The sequence below is a fragment of the Pseudomonas putida genome (assembly GCF_028682395.1).
In the GTDB taxonomy this organism is placed as follows: domain Bacteria; phylum Pseudomonadota; class Gammaproteobacteria; order Pseudomonadales; family Pseudomonadaceae; genus Aquipseudomonas; species Aquipseudomonas putida_AB.
This window is the reverse complement of the sequence record NZ_JANHLC010000012.1, coordinates 79,824-96,008: the sequence shown is the minus strand read 5'-3', so window position 1 is coordinate 96,008 and position 16,185 is coordinate 79,824. Positions and strand designations below refer to the sequence as shown.

The following is a 16,185-nucleotide window of genomic DNA, read 5'->3' as shown; positions in this document are numbered from 1 at the left end:
TCTCTGTACTTATTGTTTTTCGGGTCAACCCACTGCGTTGCGTTACTGACCCACCCGTTTGGCGGGCAAGCCGATCCCCGTCATGCGCACTGGAAGCAGTGGGCACGTGCGCTGACGTGGAGCGTTACTCGGTGTTGCTCTGGCCGTAGCGCTCAAGCAGGCCGGCACGTTTGCTCGGGTGCAGATTGGCCAGGCGGACATCGCCGTCGTAGTGCGCCAGGACCCGGTGGTCCATCAAGCGGCGCCACAGAAACGGCACATAGGCCCAGACAATCATGCTGGCGTAGCCATAGGGCAATTGCGGCGACTCGTCGAAGTGACGCAGCGACTGATAGGCCCGCGTCGGATACGCGTGGTGATCGGAATGCCGTTGCAGCTGGAACAGGAAAATATTGGTGACGATCCGGTTGCTGTTCCAGGAGTGGCGCGGCGAGCAGCGCTCGTAGCGACCATTGGGCTGTTTCTGACGCAGCAGGCCGTAGTGCTCAACATAGTTGACCACCTCCAGCAACGAGAACCCGTAGATGCCCTGGATGAGCAGGAACGGAATCACCGCCGCCCCCAGCCAGGCGATCAACACGCCCCACAGCACCACGCTGAACAGCCAGGCCGAGAGCACGCCGTTGCGCCAGTGCAGCACCGGTAGGCCTTGCTTGTTCAGGCGCTCGCGTTCCAGGTGCCAGGCCGAACGCAGGCTGAACCAGGTCGAACGCGGCAGGAACGCCCAAAAGCTCTCGCCCAGTCGCGAACTGGCCGGATCTTCGGGCGTGGCGACCCGTACATGGTGACCACGATTGTGTTCGATAAAGAAGTGCCCGTAGAAGGTCGGCGCCAGGGCCAGCTTGGCCAGCCACTGCGCCAACGGCCGCGGTTTGTGACCCAGTTCGTGGGCAATATTGATGGCGATGCCGGTGGCCGCGCCGGTGGACATGGCCATGCCCAGGTAGGTCGACCAGTGCACGGCGCCATGAACCTGGGCGCGTTCGGTAAAATAGTTCATCAAACTGGCAAAACCACCGTGCCAGCCTAAGCTGTCCGCCAGGCGCACCAGGCCACCGGCGGCAATCCAGTCGATCCCTCCAGTGGCCAGCCAGGCGGTCACCACCAGCGACAGGCAGACCAGCCACACGCACGAGTACACGATCCAGCGGTAGTAGTGTTGTTTCTCCAGGTCCGGGACTATGGATTCAGGTGGGTTACTGGTGTCTTCGCCGAGCAGGCCGTCGATCAGCGGGATCAACCCGAAGATCACCACCACCCCGCTCCACCAGAGCGCCTGGACACCGGTGGTCAGGGCGAACAAGCCGGCGAGCAGAGGGGTCGCCATGGGCAGTGTGCCGAGCCACCAGAGGTGACGCTTGCTGTCGCTCCAGGCGGCGGACGCCGCTACCGAGGCGTTCATGCCGACCACCGCTGGGTGCTGTTGCGAGAATGAATGCCGCCGCGAAGACGATAGGCGTCGTTCGAGACAGAAAATGCGATAAAAGGCGTTATTTTCATTATTTTAATCGCTCAATTGCATTTCAAAAAAAACATTCAAAATATTTTTTAAAAGAAATAGCTCGGATCCGATAGGTCGTCAACTAATTTCTTAGAACCTTCTGAATGTCTCGCCGGATATTTCTTTGCCTGCATTCAGGCAGGGCTCTGGAGCAAGGTTTCCGGCCATAACCCTGGCCGACAATAAAATCGCGCCGACTACGGCACAGCGCGGGTGGGACTGGGAGAACTGACGTCGACCAGATGTTTTTTGCCCGCCACCCGGTCAACCATGGCGACCACCTGCTCGACCGCACTGATCGGCAACATATGCCCGCGCCCTTCAAGCACCTTGAGCTGGATCCCCGGCACTTTCTCGGCCAGGGCCAGGCCATGCTGGCGATAATCGAGCACACGATCCTGGGCGCCGTAGATCAGCCCGACCGGCAACTGCAACGTGGCGTAGCGCTTGACCATGCCCGGCAATGCCGCGTTGACCGTGGCAATCTCACTGGAGGCGGCATAAAAGCTGCCCGGGCGCATGCCCAGCAGCGCGCCGCCCCGTTCGGTGAAGTCATCCGGCACCGGGTCCGGGGTGAATACGCCCTTGAGCACACCCCGGCGCCCCAACACCGCAATGGGCGTGGCCAGCGTCGCGGCCAGCCAGCGGCGTAACAGCGCGGGACGTATGCCCAGGGACAGAAACACCAGCGGCAACCTGCGCTGGGGATGAGTCAGCGGCGCGACCAGCACCAGGCCACTGACGGCCCGGGGATGATCCAGGGCCAGGGCCAAGGCAATAGCGCCACCCAGGGAATGGCCGAGCACCAGGGGCTGAGTCAGGCCCAGCGTCTGGATCACCTGGGCCAGCCACCGCGCCTGGGTCGCAAGATCGCACGGCGCGCCAGGGGCGCGGGTCGAGTAACCGCAGCCGGCGCGGTCCAAGGTAATCACCCGATAGCGGTTACGCAGGGCCGGGGCCAGGGCGTAGGTGAGATTGCGCGAACAACCGGTAAGGCCGTGAATCATCACCAGCGCCGGGCCCTGCCCTTCATCCACATAGTGGACACGCTCACCGTCGACCTCGATAAAACGTCCATCGACCGGCACTTTTTCTTCGATTCGGCGCGTGATGCGTCGGCTGACCCAATTCAGTAGCACCGAGCCCACGACCAGTGCGCCAACGGCGACCGTCCATCCGTTTTCCATAGCGTTGCCCTCCGCCTCCCTGCGCCGCTGTCGCACGTCACCCTGACGGGGATCACCGGCAAACCCTCTGTGCGGCGCCTTGCCAGTCCCGGTTAGGCCTGGCGACTGACTGCGCATATCCACCGCTAAGGATTTTCAGATTAGCTATTTAAATTATTTTTTAAAACAAATAATTTAAATGTGCAATGCTAAACCTGCACAAACCGACCACTCACTCCCGGCAGCCCGGTTGCACCCACAAGAGGTACACACAATGAATGCGTACTCACCGCCCATGGACGACGAAGAGAGCATTGATATCGCCATCATCGGTTCCGGCTTTGCCGGCCTGTGCATGGCCATCAAACTCAAACAGGCGGGCCTTGAGGACTTCCTGATTGCCGAACAGGCCGACGCCCTCGGCGGCACCTGGCGCGACAACCACTACCCCGGCTGCGCCTGCGATGTGCAATCGCACGTCTACTCGTTTTCCTTCGCGCCCAACCCGCAGTGGAGTCGCCAGTTCGCCCCCGCTGCGGAGATCCGCGCGTACCTGGAGCAGTGCGCCGAGCGCTTCGCGATTACCCCCTACCTGCGCCTGGGCCTGGCCCTGGAAACCGCCGTGTATGACGAAGCCCGCCAGCGCTGGGCCCTGCGCTTCGCCAATGGCCGACGCCTCAGCGCCCGGGTGCTGGTGTCGGGCATGGGCGGCTTGTCGCGCCCGGCGCTGCCGGATATCCCGGGGCTGGAGAACTTCCAGGGCAAGGCCTTCCACTCCCAACACTGGGATCATGGCTATTCCCTGCAAGGCAAACGGGTCGCGGTAATCGGTACGGGCGCCAGCGCCATCCAGTTTGTGCCACAGATCGTGCCCAAGGTGGCCCATCTCGATCTGTTCCAACGCACCCCACCCTGGATCCTGCCCAAGCCGGACCGGCCCTTGAGTACCTTGGAACGTTGGGCCTTCAAGCACCTGCCCTTTACCCAGCGCCTGGCGCGCAGCGTGCGTTACTGGATGCTGGAAAGCCGGGTCCTGGCCTTTGCTCATCGTCCGCAACTGATGAAAGTGGTGCAGCGCATGGCCCTGCGGCATTTGCACAAACAGGTCGCGACCCCTGGGCTGCGCCAGGCGCTGACCCCCAACTACACCATTGGCTGCAAGCGCATCCTGATGTCCAACGACTACTACCCGGCCCTGACCCGTAGCCATGTGCAGGTGGTCAGCCAGGCTATCCAGCGGATCGAGGCCGATGCCGTGGTGACTGCCGATGGCGTGCGCCACCCGGCGGACTGCCTGATCTTCGGCACCGGTTTCCAAGCCACCGCGCCCCTGCCCCGGGGCATGCTGATCGGGCGCGATGGCCTCGACATCCTGGACAGTTGGCACAACGGCGCCCATGCCTATCTGGGGACCACCCTGCCCGGCTACCCCAACCTTTTCATGATCGTCGGGCCGAATACCGGGCTGGGGCACAACTCGATGATTCTGATGATCGAGGCCCAGGTCGAGTACATCCTCCAGGCGGTGCAAACCATGCAGCGCCAGCGCCTGGCGTGCATCGAAGTCAGCCCTCTCGTGGAAACCGCCTACAACCGCGAACTGCAGGGACGCCTCAAGCGGGCCATCTGGTCGACCGGCGGCTGCGCCAGTTGGTACCTGGACCCGCGGACCGGCAAGAACACCACGCTGTGGCCTGGGTCCACCTGGCGCTTCAAACGCCTGACCAGCAACTTTCGCCTGCAGGATTATCGCGCCAGCCCAGCCCATGACATCAGCCCGCAAACCTCTACCACAGGACCGCGCCCATGAAGCATTTCAACGGGCGGGTCGCCGCCATTACCGGTGCCGCTGCCGGCATGGGCCGGGCCTTGGCCATTGCCCTGGCACGCGAAGGCTGCCATTTGGCCCTGGCCGACAAGAACCTGGCGGGTCTGCAACAAACCGTCCAACTGGCGCGTGCCGCCACCCTGTTGCCCGTGCGCATCAGCCTGCGCGAGTTGGATGTGGCCGATCGCGCAGCCATGTTCGCCTGGGCCGCCGAGAGTGCGCAGGAGCATGGCGCGGTGCACCTGATTTTCAACAACGCCGGCGTCGCGCTGTCGAGCACGGTCGAGGGCATGGAGCAGACCGATCTGGAGTGGATCATGGGGATCAACTTCTGGGGCGTGGTGCACGGGACCCAGGCCTTCCTGCCTTATCTCAAGCAGGCCGGCAGCGGGCACATCATCAACACCGCCAGCGTTTTCGGGCTGTTCTCCCAACCTGGCATGGCCGGCTACAACGCCAGCAAGTTCGCGGTTCGCGGCTACACCGAAGCCTTGCGCCAGGAACTGGACTTGCAAGGCTGCGGCCTGAGTGCCACTTGCGTGCTACCCGGAGGCATCCGTACCGATATCGCCCGCACCAGCCGTATCCGCGACAACCTGCACGGCTTTTTGATCGAGAACGAGCAGCAGGCCCGCGATGATTTCGAAAAATTCTTTATCACCAGCGCCGAACAGGCGGCCAAGGTCATCCTGCAGGGCGTGCGCAAGAATCGCCGCCGCGTGCTGATCGGCCGTGACGCCCATGCCATCGACTGGTTGATCCGTCTGCTGCCCGCGGCCTACCAGGCGCTGGTGGTCATGGCCAGCCGCCGCCTGGCGCCCAAGGCCCAGCGCAAGGCTCGCGCCTATTCCAAGGAGAACTGAACATGCTCCCCATCCGTCGCGATCTGACCTTTTCACTCCCCGCCTCGCGCGCCAAGGACTGGCACGAGCAAGGCCGCCATGTCAGCCACTTCTTCAATGCCCTGTCCCTGCTATTCCCAGCCGGCGAGCTGTTCTTCATGGACAGCGTGCGCCATTACCGCGACCGTATCGTCGATCCACAGCTCAAGCGCGAGATCCAGGGTTTTATCGGCCAGGAAGCCATGCACAGCCGCGAGCACGTGCGCTACAACGACCTGCTGCAGGCGGCAGGTTTGCCAGCCCATACCCTGGACCGCCGGCTGCGGATGATTCTGCAATGGCAGAAAAAGTACTTTCCGGCCTCCTTCAACCTGGCCATCACCGTCGCCCTGGAGCACTACACCGCGATGCTGGCCGACCTGTTACTCAGCGACCCGACACGCCTGGGTGACTCCGTCGAAGGCTACCGGCAGACCTGGATCTGGCACGCCCTGGAAGAAACCGAGCACAAATCGGTGTCCTTCGATGTGTTCAATACGGTGCTGGAGCCCGGCCTGAAACGCTACCTGATCCGCACTGGCAGCATGCTCACCACCACGGTCTTTTTCTGGCTGGTGGTGTTCGACTTCCATGTTCGCCTGCTGATCGCCGACCGGCGCGCTGGCGGGCATCTGCGCGGACTCTGGCGGGTGATCAAGTACCTCTACGGGCGCCAGGGCATCTTCCCGCGCATCGCCCTGGCGTGGCTGGATTACTTCCGTCCGGGCTTCCATCCCTGGGACCACGACAATCGCCAGCACTTGCAGCGGATCGATCAGTTGATCGCGGCAAGTAACCGGGCCGCCCAATAGCCTCGCAGCCCCTATGAGCCAGGCACCTGCACCCGGGCGGGAGCCTGGCTATACTCGGGAGGCCTTTTCATGGATGAATGGAGTTTTTCATGGGCAGTCCCCACGTCTGTTCCTGCGCCACCCTGCAATGCAGCTTCGGCGTTGCACCGGCGCCCTTGATGGTCCTGCCGCAGAACCGCACACTGATCGGCGGCATGCCGGCCGCCAACCTGATGGACCATATCCCGCTGGTCAATATCCTGCCCTTCGGCCTGTGCACCAGCATGGCCAATCCCACGGTGGCCGCGGCGACGGCCGCAGCCCTGGGCGTACTGGTGCCCATGCCGTGTATCCCCGTGACTGCCGCCCCCTGGATCCCTGGCGGAGCACCCACAGTGCTGCTCGGCCCCATGCCGGCGCTGGATGCCAATAGCACGTTGATGTGCACCTGGGCCGGGGTGATCAAAATCGTCTTCCCAGGCCAGGTCCAGACGCTGATTCCCTGACAATCGCGCAGGCTCTCACTCCGGTGGCTGGGACCAGCTCAGCCACCACCAACGCCAACGCGCCATCGGCTGGCCCTGGGCATTCAGCGGGCGCCCGTCAGCGGCATAGCGCCGGCTGGCTTCGAGCGGTTGGCCCTGGTGATAGTCGATGGTTTCGGCCAAACAGCCATTGGCGTGATAACGCTGGCAACGGCCTTGCAGTTGCCCGTTCTGGTAATGCTCGCGCGAGGCCAGGCTGCCATCTTCGAAGTAGTTGCTGGCCGGGCCATGGAGCTGGCCGAGCCGGTACTGCACCTCGCGCACCAGATGGCCCTGAGGGTTGTAGAAACTGGCCGGGCCGTGCAACCGATCCTGCTTGAAGGTCAACTTGGCCGAAGGCTTGCCGTCGGGATGGTAAAGCACCATTGGCCCCTGTAACGCCCCTTGGTGATAGCTCATTGCAGCCTGGGGTCGACCCTGTTCGCTGACGCGTGCCAGCCCCTGCAATGCACCACTATCCAGTTGTCCGACCAGGCGGCTATCGCCACGCTGTACCTCGACCGGCCCGCTGCTGCTCATGCCCTGGCCCTCAATTGATCTTCACCAGCCCGCCCTTGATTGTCAGCATCCCACCGCCATCGACCGTCTGCTGCGCACCGCCCTTGTTCATCAGGCTGATGCCGGCGTCGTTGGTCAGGGTGGTACCGGCCTTGTTTTCCAGTGATGTACCGGCCTTGTTGCTCAGAGCCGTGCCCGCCTGATTGCTCAAGGCCATGCCCGCCTTGCTTTCCAGGTTGGCATCGCTGCCGGCCTTGAAATCACCGGTGCTGTGCAGGGTCAGGGTGCCGCTGACCTTGATCGTCAGGTTGCCATCGACCGTCAACTGGTAGTTGCCGGTCACTGTTTCGGTGTAGTTGCCCTCGGTGCTGTGCTGCTGGTTGCCGCCGACTTTCAGGATCCGGTCACCCTTGACATCGAGACTGTCGCTGCCGGTTTGCAGGGTGACACTGCGCTTGCCTTTCTCCAGGGTGATGGTTTCATCACCCTCCTTGACCGTGCGGGTGCGGGCGTTTTGCACCGTAAGCGTCTCGTCATGGCCAACGGTCGCGCTGCTATCGTTCAGCACATTGATGTTGAGGTCTTTCTGCGCCTGCACGAAGACTTCCTCGGCATCCTTCTTGTCCTCGAAACGCAGTTCGTTGAAACCCTCGCCGCCCAGCGACGACTGGGTCTTGATCCCCGATTGCGTTTGATTGGCCGGCAACGCGTAAGGCAACACGTTGCTGCCGTTATAGAGGCAGCCCGTGACCAGCGGGCGATCGGGGTCGCCATCAATAAAGGTGACAATCACCTCCTGGTCGATCCGCGGGATAAATTGCGCGCCAAAACCCTTGCCGGTCCAGGCTTGGCCGACCCGGACCCAGCATGAGCTGTTTTCATTCTTTTCGCCGAATCGATCCCAGGGAAACTGGATCTTGACCCGCCCGTACTCATCGGTCCAGATTTCCTCCCCCGCCTTGCCCACTACCCGTGCCGTCTGGGTATGCATGCGCGGCTTGGGGGTCAGGCGCTGCGGCCGATAAGGCACGCTGCGCGGGATGGCCTCGAAGCGGTTGCGATAGTGCTCGTGGCTGACTTCATGGGTGACGCTGATCAGCAGCCATTCGATATTGGCCGCCGGGTCATCGTGCCCGCTCAGGGTGAAACAATGCCCGGGCACCAGCCAGCGACAGTCGCTTTCACCGATAAAACGCAGCTCCTCGGTACGCAGGGCTTCCACCCGTTGCTTGACCAATGCATCACCGCGAGCCTTGGCCGTATAGCCGCCCGGGTGCTCGTAGATCGCCTGCGGCCCGGCCACGGCTTCGGCGCGCTCATAGAGCGAGGTGGTCGGGGTGACGAACTGATAGTCGGTGGCGCTGTAGACACCGCTGCTGGCCTGGCGGCACAACTGGCCGGAACGGATGCCGTGCAGTTCCCGTTCACCGACCTGCTGGCCCAGATACTTCAGCGCGGCGTTGTTCGGGCAGTCGGGAAAGGCGTCATTGTTATCGGCCAGCACCAGGGTGTGCCGACCTTCGGCATGGCTGAAAAACCAGAAGATGCCGTCGTCCTCCAGCAACCGCGAGACAAACGCGAAGTCGCTTTCAGCGTACTGCACGCAGTACTCGCGGGGCTCATAGGTGCCCGTCAATTGCAGGCGGAAATCACTGAAACCGTGGTCCTTGAAGATCCCGGTGACAATATCGCTGGTGCTCAGGTTCTGAAAGACCCGGTTATTGCTGGCCAGGGTCAGCCACCAGAGCCAGGGGCGCAGCAGCAGGCTGTAGCGCTCGGCGGTGCTGTCGGCCGGGAGCTGACGGATCTGCGCGCACAAGCCATCCAGTGGGCGCTGCTGCGCATCGTTGTGCAGGGTCAGGGTGACGTGGCTGGCGATGGCATCCCCCATCACCAGGCTGCTGACGCTGTACCCCGAGATGGACGCTACCCCAAGCTGACTCAGTGCCTCGTCGGCTGTGGCACTCTGGGCGAACATGCTAGTGACAACGGGTCCTGACAGGGCAAAGCCGGTGTTTGTATCTTCGGGGCGAGTCATGTAACGCCTGCTAAGTGGGCCAAACGGATTCCCTGCAGCAACGCACTACCACTTAAGGGTAACGGCGCTGGCTTGGATGACCTTTACAAAGGTCTTGCTGTAAACGGTCTCGGCCAAATCTTCGAGGGGGGCAGAGTCTTTGCCAATGCTATCCAGCGTCGTCTCCTTGCTCGGATAGCAGGTTTTCAAGGTCAATCTCCCGCACGCGCTGTACCCCATTACCACGACCACATGATCAATGGCGCAGGCGCTGACATTGACATTGCCCGTCATCGGATAGAACCCCGTAACGAGACGTGGCTGGGTTTGATCAACCTCAACGGAGCGCTCCAGCATCACATTCGGGATCTTGGGATCATAATCTGTCACCGATCTGACCGCCGTCTTGGAAAACAATCCCACTGTGTCGACCGCACCGGTACCCAGCGCCTCTAGTGCCTCCAGCACTACCAGCCCGGCATCGGATCCTAATGCAGCAGTCAGATGCAATACCAGTGACTCAGAGTCGGGAAACATCGTATGTACCGGTGACTTGGCAACCCGCGCCGCAACAATGGTTTTGTCGACCCTGATGCCCAACTCGGTTGGTTTTCCCGGGACACAGAAATACTCGTCAGGCCCGATGCCCACTATCAGTGTTTTAGTGATGCCGCCTTTTGTAGCCTGATATCCAGCGGCGCTTTGCGTAATGGTCTCGTAGGTCTCCGGGAGAGGCGGCCCGCCTTTTACGCGCTTACGAACCGTACTGGTTGAAGTCTCAATCAACGGCAACTCGCCAAGCCCGGTGCGATAGGCGAAATCATTCAGCAGCGGCAGGCGATCACCGTCTTGCAGTACATCATTGGATAGATGTGGCGTCGGCGGCACGCCGGTAAACACTCGCCGGCCCACATCGTTAACAGGGTTGGACGGAAATAGGTGGGTGGGTTGCTCCCATTGCCCCTTTTTAGCGAGCAACTGGTCGGCAGTCCCCGAGAACTTGGTCTGGGACAACTTGAAGCCTTCCATCGCATGCATATGCACATGGGACTCGATTTTTCGACCTATCGCCTGGGTCGGTTGACGCATCAACTCACTGACCACATCACCGCAGGTGAGGGTTTTAGCGCGTACTTTCCCTATCAGCACACTCAGTAACATTTTGAGAGACTCCTTCCTCTAATTGGATCCGTAGTGCTTTATCGACTCACTCCAGCACCCACTGCGCCAGCTTCCCGGCCACCTGCGCCATCAGCACATTTTCGATATCCCGCGCGCCTGCCGCACTGCATTGGGCGAGCACGGCCTGGACAATCCCATCGTCGTAGTCGAAACGCTTGCCGGTCGCTGCCAGGTAGCGCTCGCGCAGCTTTTCCAGCTTGCTCAGGACAATCGCTTCGAGGGTTTCATCCGCCAGGGCCCGATATGGCACCACGGTCATGCGGGCCAGAAAGGCTGGACGGAACTCGGCGGCCAGCACCTTGCGCAGGCGCTCATTGAACGGTTCGCCCTGTTGCTGGGCCAGAGGTGTGTCGAGAATCAGCTCAGCCCCGACATTACTGGTGGCGAGCATCACCGTGTTTTTGAAGTCCACCACCAGCCCGCTGCCATCCTCCATCAGGCCTTTGTCGAACACGTTGTAAAAGGCTTCGAGCACGTCCGGGTGGGCTTTTTCGATTTCATCGAGCAGCACCACGCTATAGGGCTTGCGCCGTACCGCTTCAGTGAGCACGCCGCCGCTGCCGTAGCCGACATAACCCGGCGGCGCGCCCTTGAGCTGGCTGACGGTATGGGCTTCCTGGTATTCGGAAAGATTGATACTGATCAGGTTGCGCTCGCCGCCATACAGCGCGTCGGCCAGGGCGTAGGCGGTCTCGGTCTTGCCGACCCCGGTCGGGCCCAGCAACAGGAACACCCCGACTGGCTTCTGCGGGTCGGTCAACCCGGCACGATAAGCCTGGATACGTTGGGCAATCACCCCAAGCGCGGCGGTCTGGCCCATCACCCGTTGTGCCAGCCGCTGGTCCAGGGTGCGCAGGGCATAGGCTTCGTCGGCCAGCATCTTGCCCAGCGGAATCCCGGTCCAGCCGGCGATCACCGCCGCGACGATCTTGGAGTCCACCTGCTCGGGCACCAACGGGTCATCCTGGCGAATCACTTCCAGGCCACTTTCCAGGCGCGCCAGTTCGGCTGAAAGCTGATCGATACGGCTGTCGAGGTCGGCATCCGCGCTGTCGGGGTTGAGTTGCTCGCTCAGTTCGAGCAGGCGCACCCGCGTTTCCAGCAACTCGACCACCGCCACCCGCTCTTCGTTCCAGCGTTGTTCCAGCTCGCGCATGGCCACACGGCCGTCGCCGTCTTCGATCTCCAGCGCGCCAATGCGCCGGGCATGGTCATGCCCCGTGGCCTGCTCACGGCGCAGGCGCTGCAACTCATCGGCCAGGGCCATCTGGCGATGGCGCAGGGTTTCCAGTTGCGGCGGCACATCATGCTGGGCCAGCGCAACCCGCGCGCACGCGGTATCGAGCACACTGATGGCCTTGTCCGGCAACTGCCGACCGGAGATATAGCGCTGGCTGAGCTTCACCGCATCGTGGATCGCCGCGTCCAGCACCTTGACGCCGTGGTGGTGCTCCAGCTTGCCGGCGATGCCGCGCAGCATGCCGACGGCGGTGGCCTCGTCCGGCTCTTCGACCTGGACCAGTTGAAAACGCCGGGCCAGGGCCGGGTCCTTTTCGAAGTACTTCTTGTATTCCAGCCAGGTGGTGGCCGCGAGGGTGCGCAACTCGCCCCGAGCCAGGGCGGGTTTAAGCAGGTTGGCCGCATCGCTCTGTCCCTCTGCGGCGCCGGCACCGATCATGGTATGAGCTTCGTCGATAAACAGAATGACCTTGGGACTGGCGCTGCGCACGCCCTCGATCACCCCCTTGAGACGCTGTTCGAACTCGCCCTTGACCCCGGCCCCGGCCTGCAGCAGCCCCAGGTCGAGCACCCGCACACTGACGTCCTGCAACGGCGGCGGCACGCTGCCTTCGGCGATCCGCCGGGCCAGGCCCTCGACCACGGCGGTCTTGCCCACCCCTGGCGCCCCCACCAGGATCGGGTTGTTCTGGCGCCGCCGCAGGAGGATATCGATGCACTGCCGGATCTCGCTGTCACGCCCGACAATCGGGTCAATCCGGCCCTCGCGTGCTTCCTGGGTCAGGTCCTGGGTGTACTGCTCCAGCAGCGAATCGCGCGCCGTCGGCGGTGCCCCGGCGCGGGCCGGCTTTTGCACCGGCAGGCTCGATTCGACGGAGCCGGCCGTCCATTCCAGCAGATGCTCGCGCAAGGTCTCGCGCGAGATCCCCAGCAGCGAGGGTGCGCTTACCTGGAGCAACTGACGACGTTCCTCCCGGTCCAGCAGGGCCAGGAGCAGCAACCCCGAACGCACACCGTGGATGCCCAGCACACTGCCCTGCACCACGGCATCCTCGATCAGTGCCACGGTTTGCGCAGACAGCACCGGATAGCGCGTATTACCGGTCTTGAAGCGCTCCAGGCTACGGTTGATCTCCGCGGCCAGGGCATCGCGATCGAGCCCCAGTTGCGGCAACAGCAGCGACAGGTCGCCAGCGTCAACATCGAGCAGTTCCAGGAGCAGGTGCTCGATCTCGACAAAATGCTGGTTGCGCCCGTGACAGCGCTGGGCAGCCCGTTCAAGGGCGCCGTGGCAGGCACCGTTCAGGCGTGAGATAAGCGCGGCCAGTTCCATGGTCAGGGTTCCTGTTGCAAGTCCAGTTGCAGTTCGATGGGCGCATTGCACAGCCCGTTGACGCGTTTGAGCCAACTGCCCCAGCCCAGGCGCACGGCGCTCTCGGGCTGGCGCTGCAGCTGTAGCGGCGCCGTCTCTTTCAATAACAGGCGCAGGCTGCACGCCAGCTGCGCATCCAGATAAAACGCCACCAACTGGCCCAATGCGCGATGATCGGCGCCTTCAGGCAAAAAACCGCGAACCTGATCGCTGTCCAGCGGGCCCAGGGTGATTCGAATCCCGGCATGTTGATCCCAGACGTGACGCCCGATCAGGGCCCCGCGCCCCAACTTTGGCGGGCTCGGCCCCCGGCCCAGAACACTTTGGCTGGCACCGGGAATCGTGCGCCAGGCGCCCTGGAAAGCCTCGATGCGGGTATTTAGCCCGAAACGCTGGCTGACCAGATTGTGCAAGCCCGCCAGGGAACGCCGGCGATTGGCAAACAGCGCAGTGCGGGCCACCACCGCGCGGCTCTGCGCTTGCTCCCTGGCAGGCGTCAGCCCATTGAGCGCCAATAGTTGGCGATACACCGGGCTTTGGGTCGGCTCGCAAAAAGGCAGCGCCAGGCGATGCTTGCGCTGCACCCGATACAGCAGGCTGAGCAGGCGATGTTGAAACAGATCGAGAAACTCGGCGGTGGCTTCATCCTTGTCCCGCGCACGTTGTTGCAGCCACTCTTGATAAGCATAAGGGAGCGGTCCATCCGGGCCGCCCAGGCCGAACACCGGTGTATGCAGCACCAATTGCGGCGGGCCGCCCTCCTCCTCGGTGTAACTGATCCGGCTGATCTGACTGGGGGCGAACACCGGCGTCAGCGGCCCACGCAGGCGGACCACTTCGTGGCGCGGATCATTGCCGCAGGCCAGAGAGGTGCTGCTGGGACGCTCCTGCTCCAGTACCAGCAGGGCCTGAAGCAACTCGAAGGATTGCGGCGCCTGGCGCAGGCGCTCGCCTAGAGAACCAGGCCGGGGTCGCTGTCCGGCTGCCATCGCATGACCTCCTCGTCGTTATGGATCAGGCAGGTACGGACAAAGCAGTTGAGGTTGGCGTAGAGCGCGAGAAAATTCGCCAGTACCGCACCAAACAACATCCGGCTCTGTCCGGCGAAGGCTTCGTCATTGAGCTGAATCCGCACTTCCAGGCCGTTGCGCCAGCCCCGCCAGGCATCCCGGCCCACCTGGTCGACCACACGCACCGTGTCCATGCGCGCGATCCCCTTGATCATCGCCTCGATGCTGCTGTCATTGCGCAGATTGTGCAGGCTGAGCATTTCCTTGAGCGCGGCCAAAGCATCATCACCCTCGACCAGCGACAAGTGATTGAGGTTGAGCTGCGCCACCAGTCGCCAGCGCGAAGCTCCGCCCAAGGGCGGCAAGGATTGTGCGGTCGGGCTTTTCAGCAAGCGGATGGCGGCCACCGGCCCGCTGAGTTCGAATTTCAGCTTGCTGTTAGGCCCCAGTTCCTCGGCCAGATGACGATTGGTGCACAACACCTTGGCGGTAAAGCTCAGGCCCGGCAACTGGCTCAGGGGCTCGAACTGGGGATCGACCAGGCTGAGCAGCAGGTCGGTGCCACGCCGGTTCGGATTCAGGCCGGCAGTGCGGCGTGCATGCCAGAACAACCGCACATCGCTCTGGCCATGCTGGCAACCGTAATAACGCGCCACTGGGAACAGCGCATCGGCGCTGCTGGCTTGCAGGCTGGTAATACTGTGGATTTCCACGCTGTCTTCACGATGGGCGTCGGCCACCAGGCGATGTTCACTGCGGCTGCCATCCGGGCGCAGGGTTTCGGCGGTGCGGGCAAACAGATTGATCACCGGGGTGCAACCCAGGGCGATATCTTCGCGTTGCAGGCTGATGCGGTGCACGGGCGCGCGGTCAAAAGCCACATGGATCACCAGCCGGTCGGTGGCCAGCGGCGGGATCCGTACCGGCAGATCGAAGAAGGCAAATTTGTCGGGAAACGCAAAGTACTCGGCGAGCAGACGCAGGCCGGGATGCAGGCCATCTTCTTCCGGCAGCAATTGTTCACTGTCGGCAAACCCCACCGCCAGGGGTTTGGCATTGAGCCGCACCGAGGCCGGCTCCCCTGGCACGCCGCAGCACACATCCAGGCTATGGGCCGACAGCAAATCATAGAGTTGCGCCCGATTGAGCGGATTACCCGCCAGGTGGATCCGCAGGTGAGTGATGCCCAGCGTGCCCAACGGCACCTTGTCCGAGCCACTGAGTTCCAGGCGCAACGCACTCAACGCCTGGGGTATCCCGGTGACGTCACTGGCGCGCGTGCGATCGAGCAGGCTGACCTCGGCCACACTCAACGGCCACAACTGCACATCGGTGCTGGTGCGCCAGTAAATGCTGTCGCTGCGCGGCGCCTGGGGCGGCGCAAACAGCTGGCTGCCCCGAGGCAGCGTATAGCCATTGTTCAACTGGCCTTTGAGCGGATCAGGGGAGAACGCGACGATGGCGCACGAGGGCATCGGGCGCAGCGCCAGGGGATAGATCTGTTCCAGCAGGGCATCACTGAATTCGGCGTAATCATCGTCCAGCCGGCGCTGCAAACGGGCCGCCAGCAAGGCAAAACCTTCGAGCAGGCGCTCGACATGGGGATCCTGCGAGCCCTGGGCCGACAAGCGCAGATTGGCGGCCACCGCTTGATGGTTCTGGGCGAAAGTGGCCCCGGTACGATGCAACCAGGTCAGCTCGCGCTGGTAATAGTCGAGCAGTTGCGCATCGATCGAGTCATTCATAGCGCACCTCGAAACTGCTGTCGCCAAAGCTCATGACCAGTTCCAGCAGCGCCTCACTGCCGCGCAGGTGTCCGGCAATGCGCAGGATAAGCTTGCGCCGCTGCCCCGGCACGGCTTCGACATCCAGGGCACTGAGGCGCAAACGGGGCTCGAAACGCTCGATGGTCTGGCGGACGTCGCGCAGCAGCGCACGCCGATCCGCCTCGCGGTCCGCGTAGAAGTTGCTCCAGTCGTCGATGCCGTAGTCGATGATGCTCGCCGGCATCCGATGCTCACGGGTGGTACGGCGGGTATTGAGCAGGCGCTCAAGCTCCAGGCGAATCGACTCGGCGACCGCGCTGTCGCTCGCCGCATACGCCTCGCCCGGCCCGGCGGCCAGGCGATCGAACAGTGCAATGCCCATGGGCAGA

At 62.8% G+C, this 16,185-nt stretch carries 13 protein-coding genes; 4 read left to right on the top strand and 9 right to left on the bottom strand.

All coding sequences use genetic code 11. The features are described 5' to 3' along the window. Window positions 1–124: 124 nt before the first annotated feature. Together NPS46_RS22850 and NPS46_RS22845 are read right to left on the bottom strand one after the other, a co-directional pair. Window positions 125–1,402, bottom strand: coding sequence for an alkane 1-monooxygenase (locus NPS46_RS22850; RefSeq protein WP_274111264.1), 1,278 nt, complete (start codon window positions 1,400–1,402; stop codon window positions 125–127). Window positions 1,403–1,698: 296 nt separating this feature from the next. Continuing rightward, window positions 1,699–2,688 carry an alpha/beta fold hydrolase gene (locus NPS46_RS22845; RefSeq protein WP_274111263.1) on the bottom strand — a complete coding sequence of 330 codons (990 nt, stop codon included), beginning with the start codon at window positions 2,686–2,688 and terminating at the stop codon, window positions 1,699–1,701. Between the two features lie 253 nt (window positions 2,689–2,941). Between NPS46_RS22845 and NPS46_RS22840 the strand changes: the two genes are divergently transcribed. The 4 genes from NPS46_RS22840 to NPS46_RS22825 all read left to right on the top strand — a co-directional run bounded on the left by NPS46_RS22840 (window position 2,942) and on the right by NPS46_RS22825 (window position 6,673). Further along, window positions 2,942–4,477: a flavin-containing monooxygenase gene (locus tag NPS46_RS22840; protein WP_274111262.1), complete on the top strand. Its 1,536-nt coding sequence runs from the start codon at window positions 2,942–2,944 to the stop codon at window positions 4,475–4,477. Next, on the top strand, window positions 4,474–5,358 hold the full coding sequence (locus tag NPS46_RS22835) for an SDR family NAD(P)-dependent oxidoreductase (protein ID WP_274111260.1): 885 nt from the start codon (window positions 4,474–4,476) through the stop codon (window positions 5,356–5,358). The genes NPS46_RS22840 and NPS46_RS22835 overlap by 4 nt, the downstream gene beginning before the upstream one ends. Before the next feature lie 2 nt (window positions 5,359–5,360). After that, complete coding sequence (locus NPS46_RS22830) at window positions 5,361–6,188, top strand: metal-dependent hydrolase (protein WP_274111258.1); 828 nt, start codon at window positions 5,361–5,363, stop codon at window positions 6,186–6,188. 89 nt (window positions 6,189–6,277) lie between these two features. After that, on the top strand, window positions 6,278–6,673 hold the full coding sequence (locus tag NPS46_RS22825) for a DUF4280 domain-containing protein (RefSeq protein WP_274111256.1): 396 nt from the start codon (window positions 6,278–6,280) through the stop codon (window positions 6,671–6,673). A 15-nt stretch (window positions 6,674–6,688) separates the two neighbouring features. Here NPS46_RS22825 and NPS46_RS22820 read toward each other — a convergent pair whose 3' ends face one another. Genes NPS46_RS22820 through tssE form a run of 7 tightly spaced genes read right to left on the bottom strand, consistent with a single transcriptional unit; the run spans window position 6,689 to window position 16,178 of the window. Continuing rightward, window positions 6,689–7,231, bottom strand: coding sequence for a toxin-antitoxin system YwqK family antitoxin (locus NPS46_RS22820; protein ID WP_274111254.1), 543 nt, complete (start codon window positions 7,229–7,231; stop codon window positions 6,689–6,691). A gap of 10 nt (window positions 7,232–7,241) precedes the next feature. Next, complete coding sequence (gene tssI / locus NPS46_RS22815; protein WP_274111252.1) at window positions 7,242–9,248, bottom strand: type VI secretion system tip protein TssI/VgrG; 2,007 nt, start codon at window positions 9,246–9,248, stop codon at window positions 7,242–7,244. Window positions 9,249–9,293: 45 nt separating this feature from the next. Continuing rightward, window positions 9,294–10,388: a hypothetical protein gene (locus tag NPS46_RS22810; protein WP_274111250.1), complete on the bottom strand. Its 1,095-nt coding sequence runs from the start codon at window positions 10,386–10,388 to the stop codon at window positions 9,294–9,296. 46 nt (window positions 10,389–10,434) lie between these two features. Continuing rightward, window positions 10,435–12,981 carry a type VI secretion system ATPase TssH gene (gene tssH / locus NPS46_RS22805; RefSeq protein ID WP_274111248.1) on the bottom strand — a complete coding sequence of 849 codons (2,547 nt, stop codon included), beginning with the start codon at window positions 12,979–12,981 and terminating at the stop codon, window positions 10,435–10,437. A gap of 2 nt (window positions 12,982–12,983) precedes the next feature. Further along, the gene (tssG, locus tag NPS46_RS22800) at window positions 12,984–14,009 is read right to left on the bottom strand and encodes a type VI secretion system baseplate subunit TssG (protein WP_274111247.1); all 1,026 of its coding nucleotides are present in this window, start codon (window positions 14,007–14,009) and stop codon (window positions 12,984–12,986) included. Next, entirely contained in the window at window positions 13,973–15,775 is a 1,803-nt protein-coding gene (gene tssF / locus NPS46_RS22795) for a type VI secretion system baseplate subunit TssF (protein ID WP_274111246.1), read from the bottom strand. Before tssF ends, tssG begins: the two co-directional genes overlap by 37 nt. Further along, window positions 15,768–16,178, bottom strand: coding sequence for a type VI secretion system baseplate subunit TssE (gene tssE / locus NPS46_RS22790; RefSeq protein WP_274111245.1), 411 nt, complete (start codon window positions 16,176–16,178; stop codon window positions 15,768–15,770). The genes tssF and tssE overlap by 8 nt, the downstream gene beginning before the upstream one ends. Window positions 16,179–16,185: the final 7 nt, after the last annotated feature.

Coding starts and splice junctions, on each gene's coding strand:
- NPS46_RS22850 (WP_274111264.1), bottom strand. CDS start 1,402: ATGAACGCCTCGGTAGCGGCGTCCGCCGCCTGGAGCGACAGCAAGCGT.
- NPS46_RS22845 (WP_274111263.1), bottom strand. CDS start 2,688: ATGGAAAACGGATGGACGGTCGCCGTTGGCGCACTGGTCGTGGGCTCG.
- NPS46_RS22840 (WP_274111262.1), top strand. CDS start 2,942: ATGAATGCGTACTCACCGCCCATGGACGACGAAGAGAGCATTGATATC.
- NPS46_RS22835 (WP_274111260.1), top strand. CDS start 4,474: ATGAAGCATTTCAACGGGCGGGTCGCCGCCATTACCGGTGCCGCTGCC.
- NPS46_RS22830 (WP_274111258.1), top strand. CDS start 5,361: ATGCTCCCCATCCGTCGCGATCTGACCTTTTCACTCCCCGCCTCGCGC.
- NPS46_RS22825 (WP_274111256.1), top strand. CDS start 6,278: ATGGGCAGTCCCCACGTCTGTTCCTGCGCCACCCTGCAATGCAGCTTC.
- NPS46_RS22820 (WP_274111254.1), bottom strand. CDS start 7,231: ATGAGCAGCAGCGGGCCGGTCGAGGTACAGCGTGGCGATAGCCGCCTG.
- tssI (WP_274111252.1), bottom strand. CDS start 9,248: ATGACTCGCCCCGAAGATACAAACACCGGCTTTGCCCTGTCAGGACCC.
- NPS46_RS22810 (WP_274111250.1), bottom strand. CDS start 10,388: ATGTTACTGAGTGTGCTGATAGGGAAAGTACGCGCTAAAACCCTCACC.
- tssH (WP_274111248.1), bottom strand. CDS start 12,981: ATGGAACTGGCCGCGCTTATCTCACGCCTGAACGGTGCCTGCCACGGC.
- tssG (WP_274111247.1), bottom strand. CDS start 14,009: ATGGCAGCCGGACAGCGACCCCGGCCTGGTTCTCTAGGCGAGCGCCTG.
- tssF (WP_274111246.1), bottom strand. CDS start 15,775: ATGAATGACTCGATCGATGCGCAACTGCTCGACTATTACCAGCGCGAG.
- tssE (WP_274111245.1), bottom strand. CDS start 16,178: ATGGGCATTGCACTGTTCGATCGCCTGGCCGCCGGGCCGGGCGAGGCG.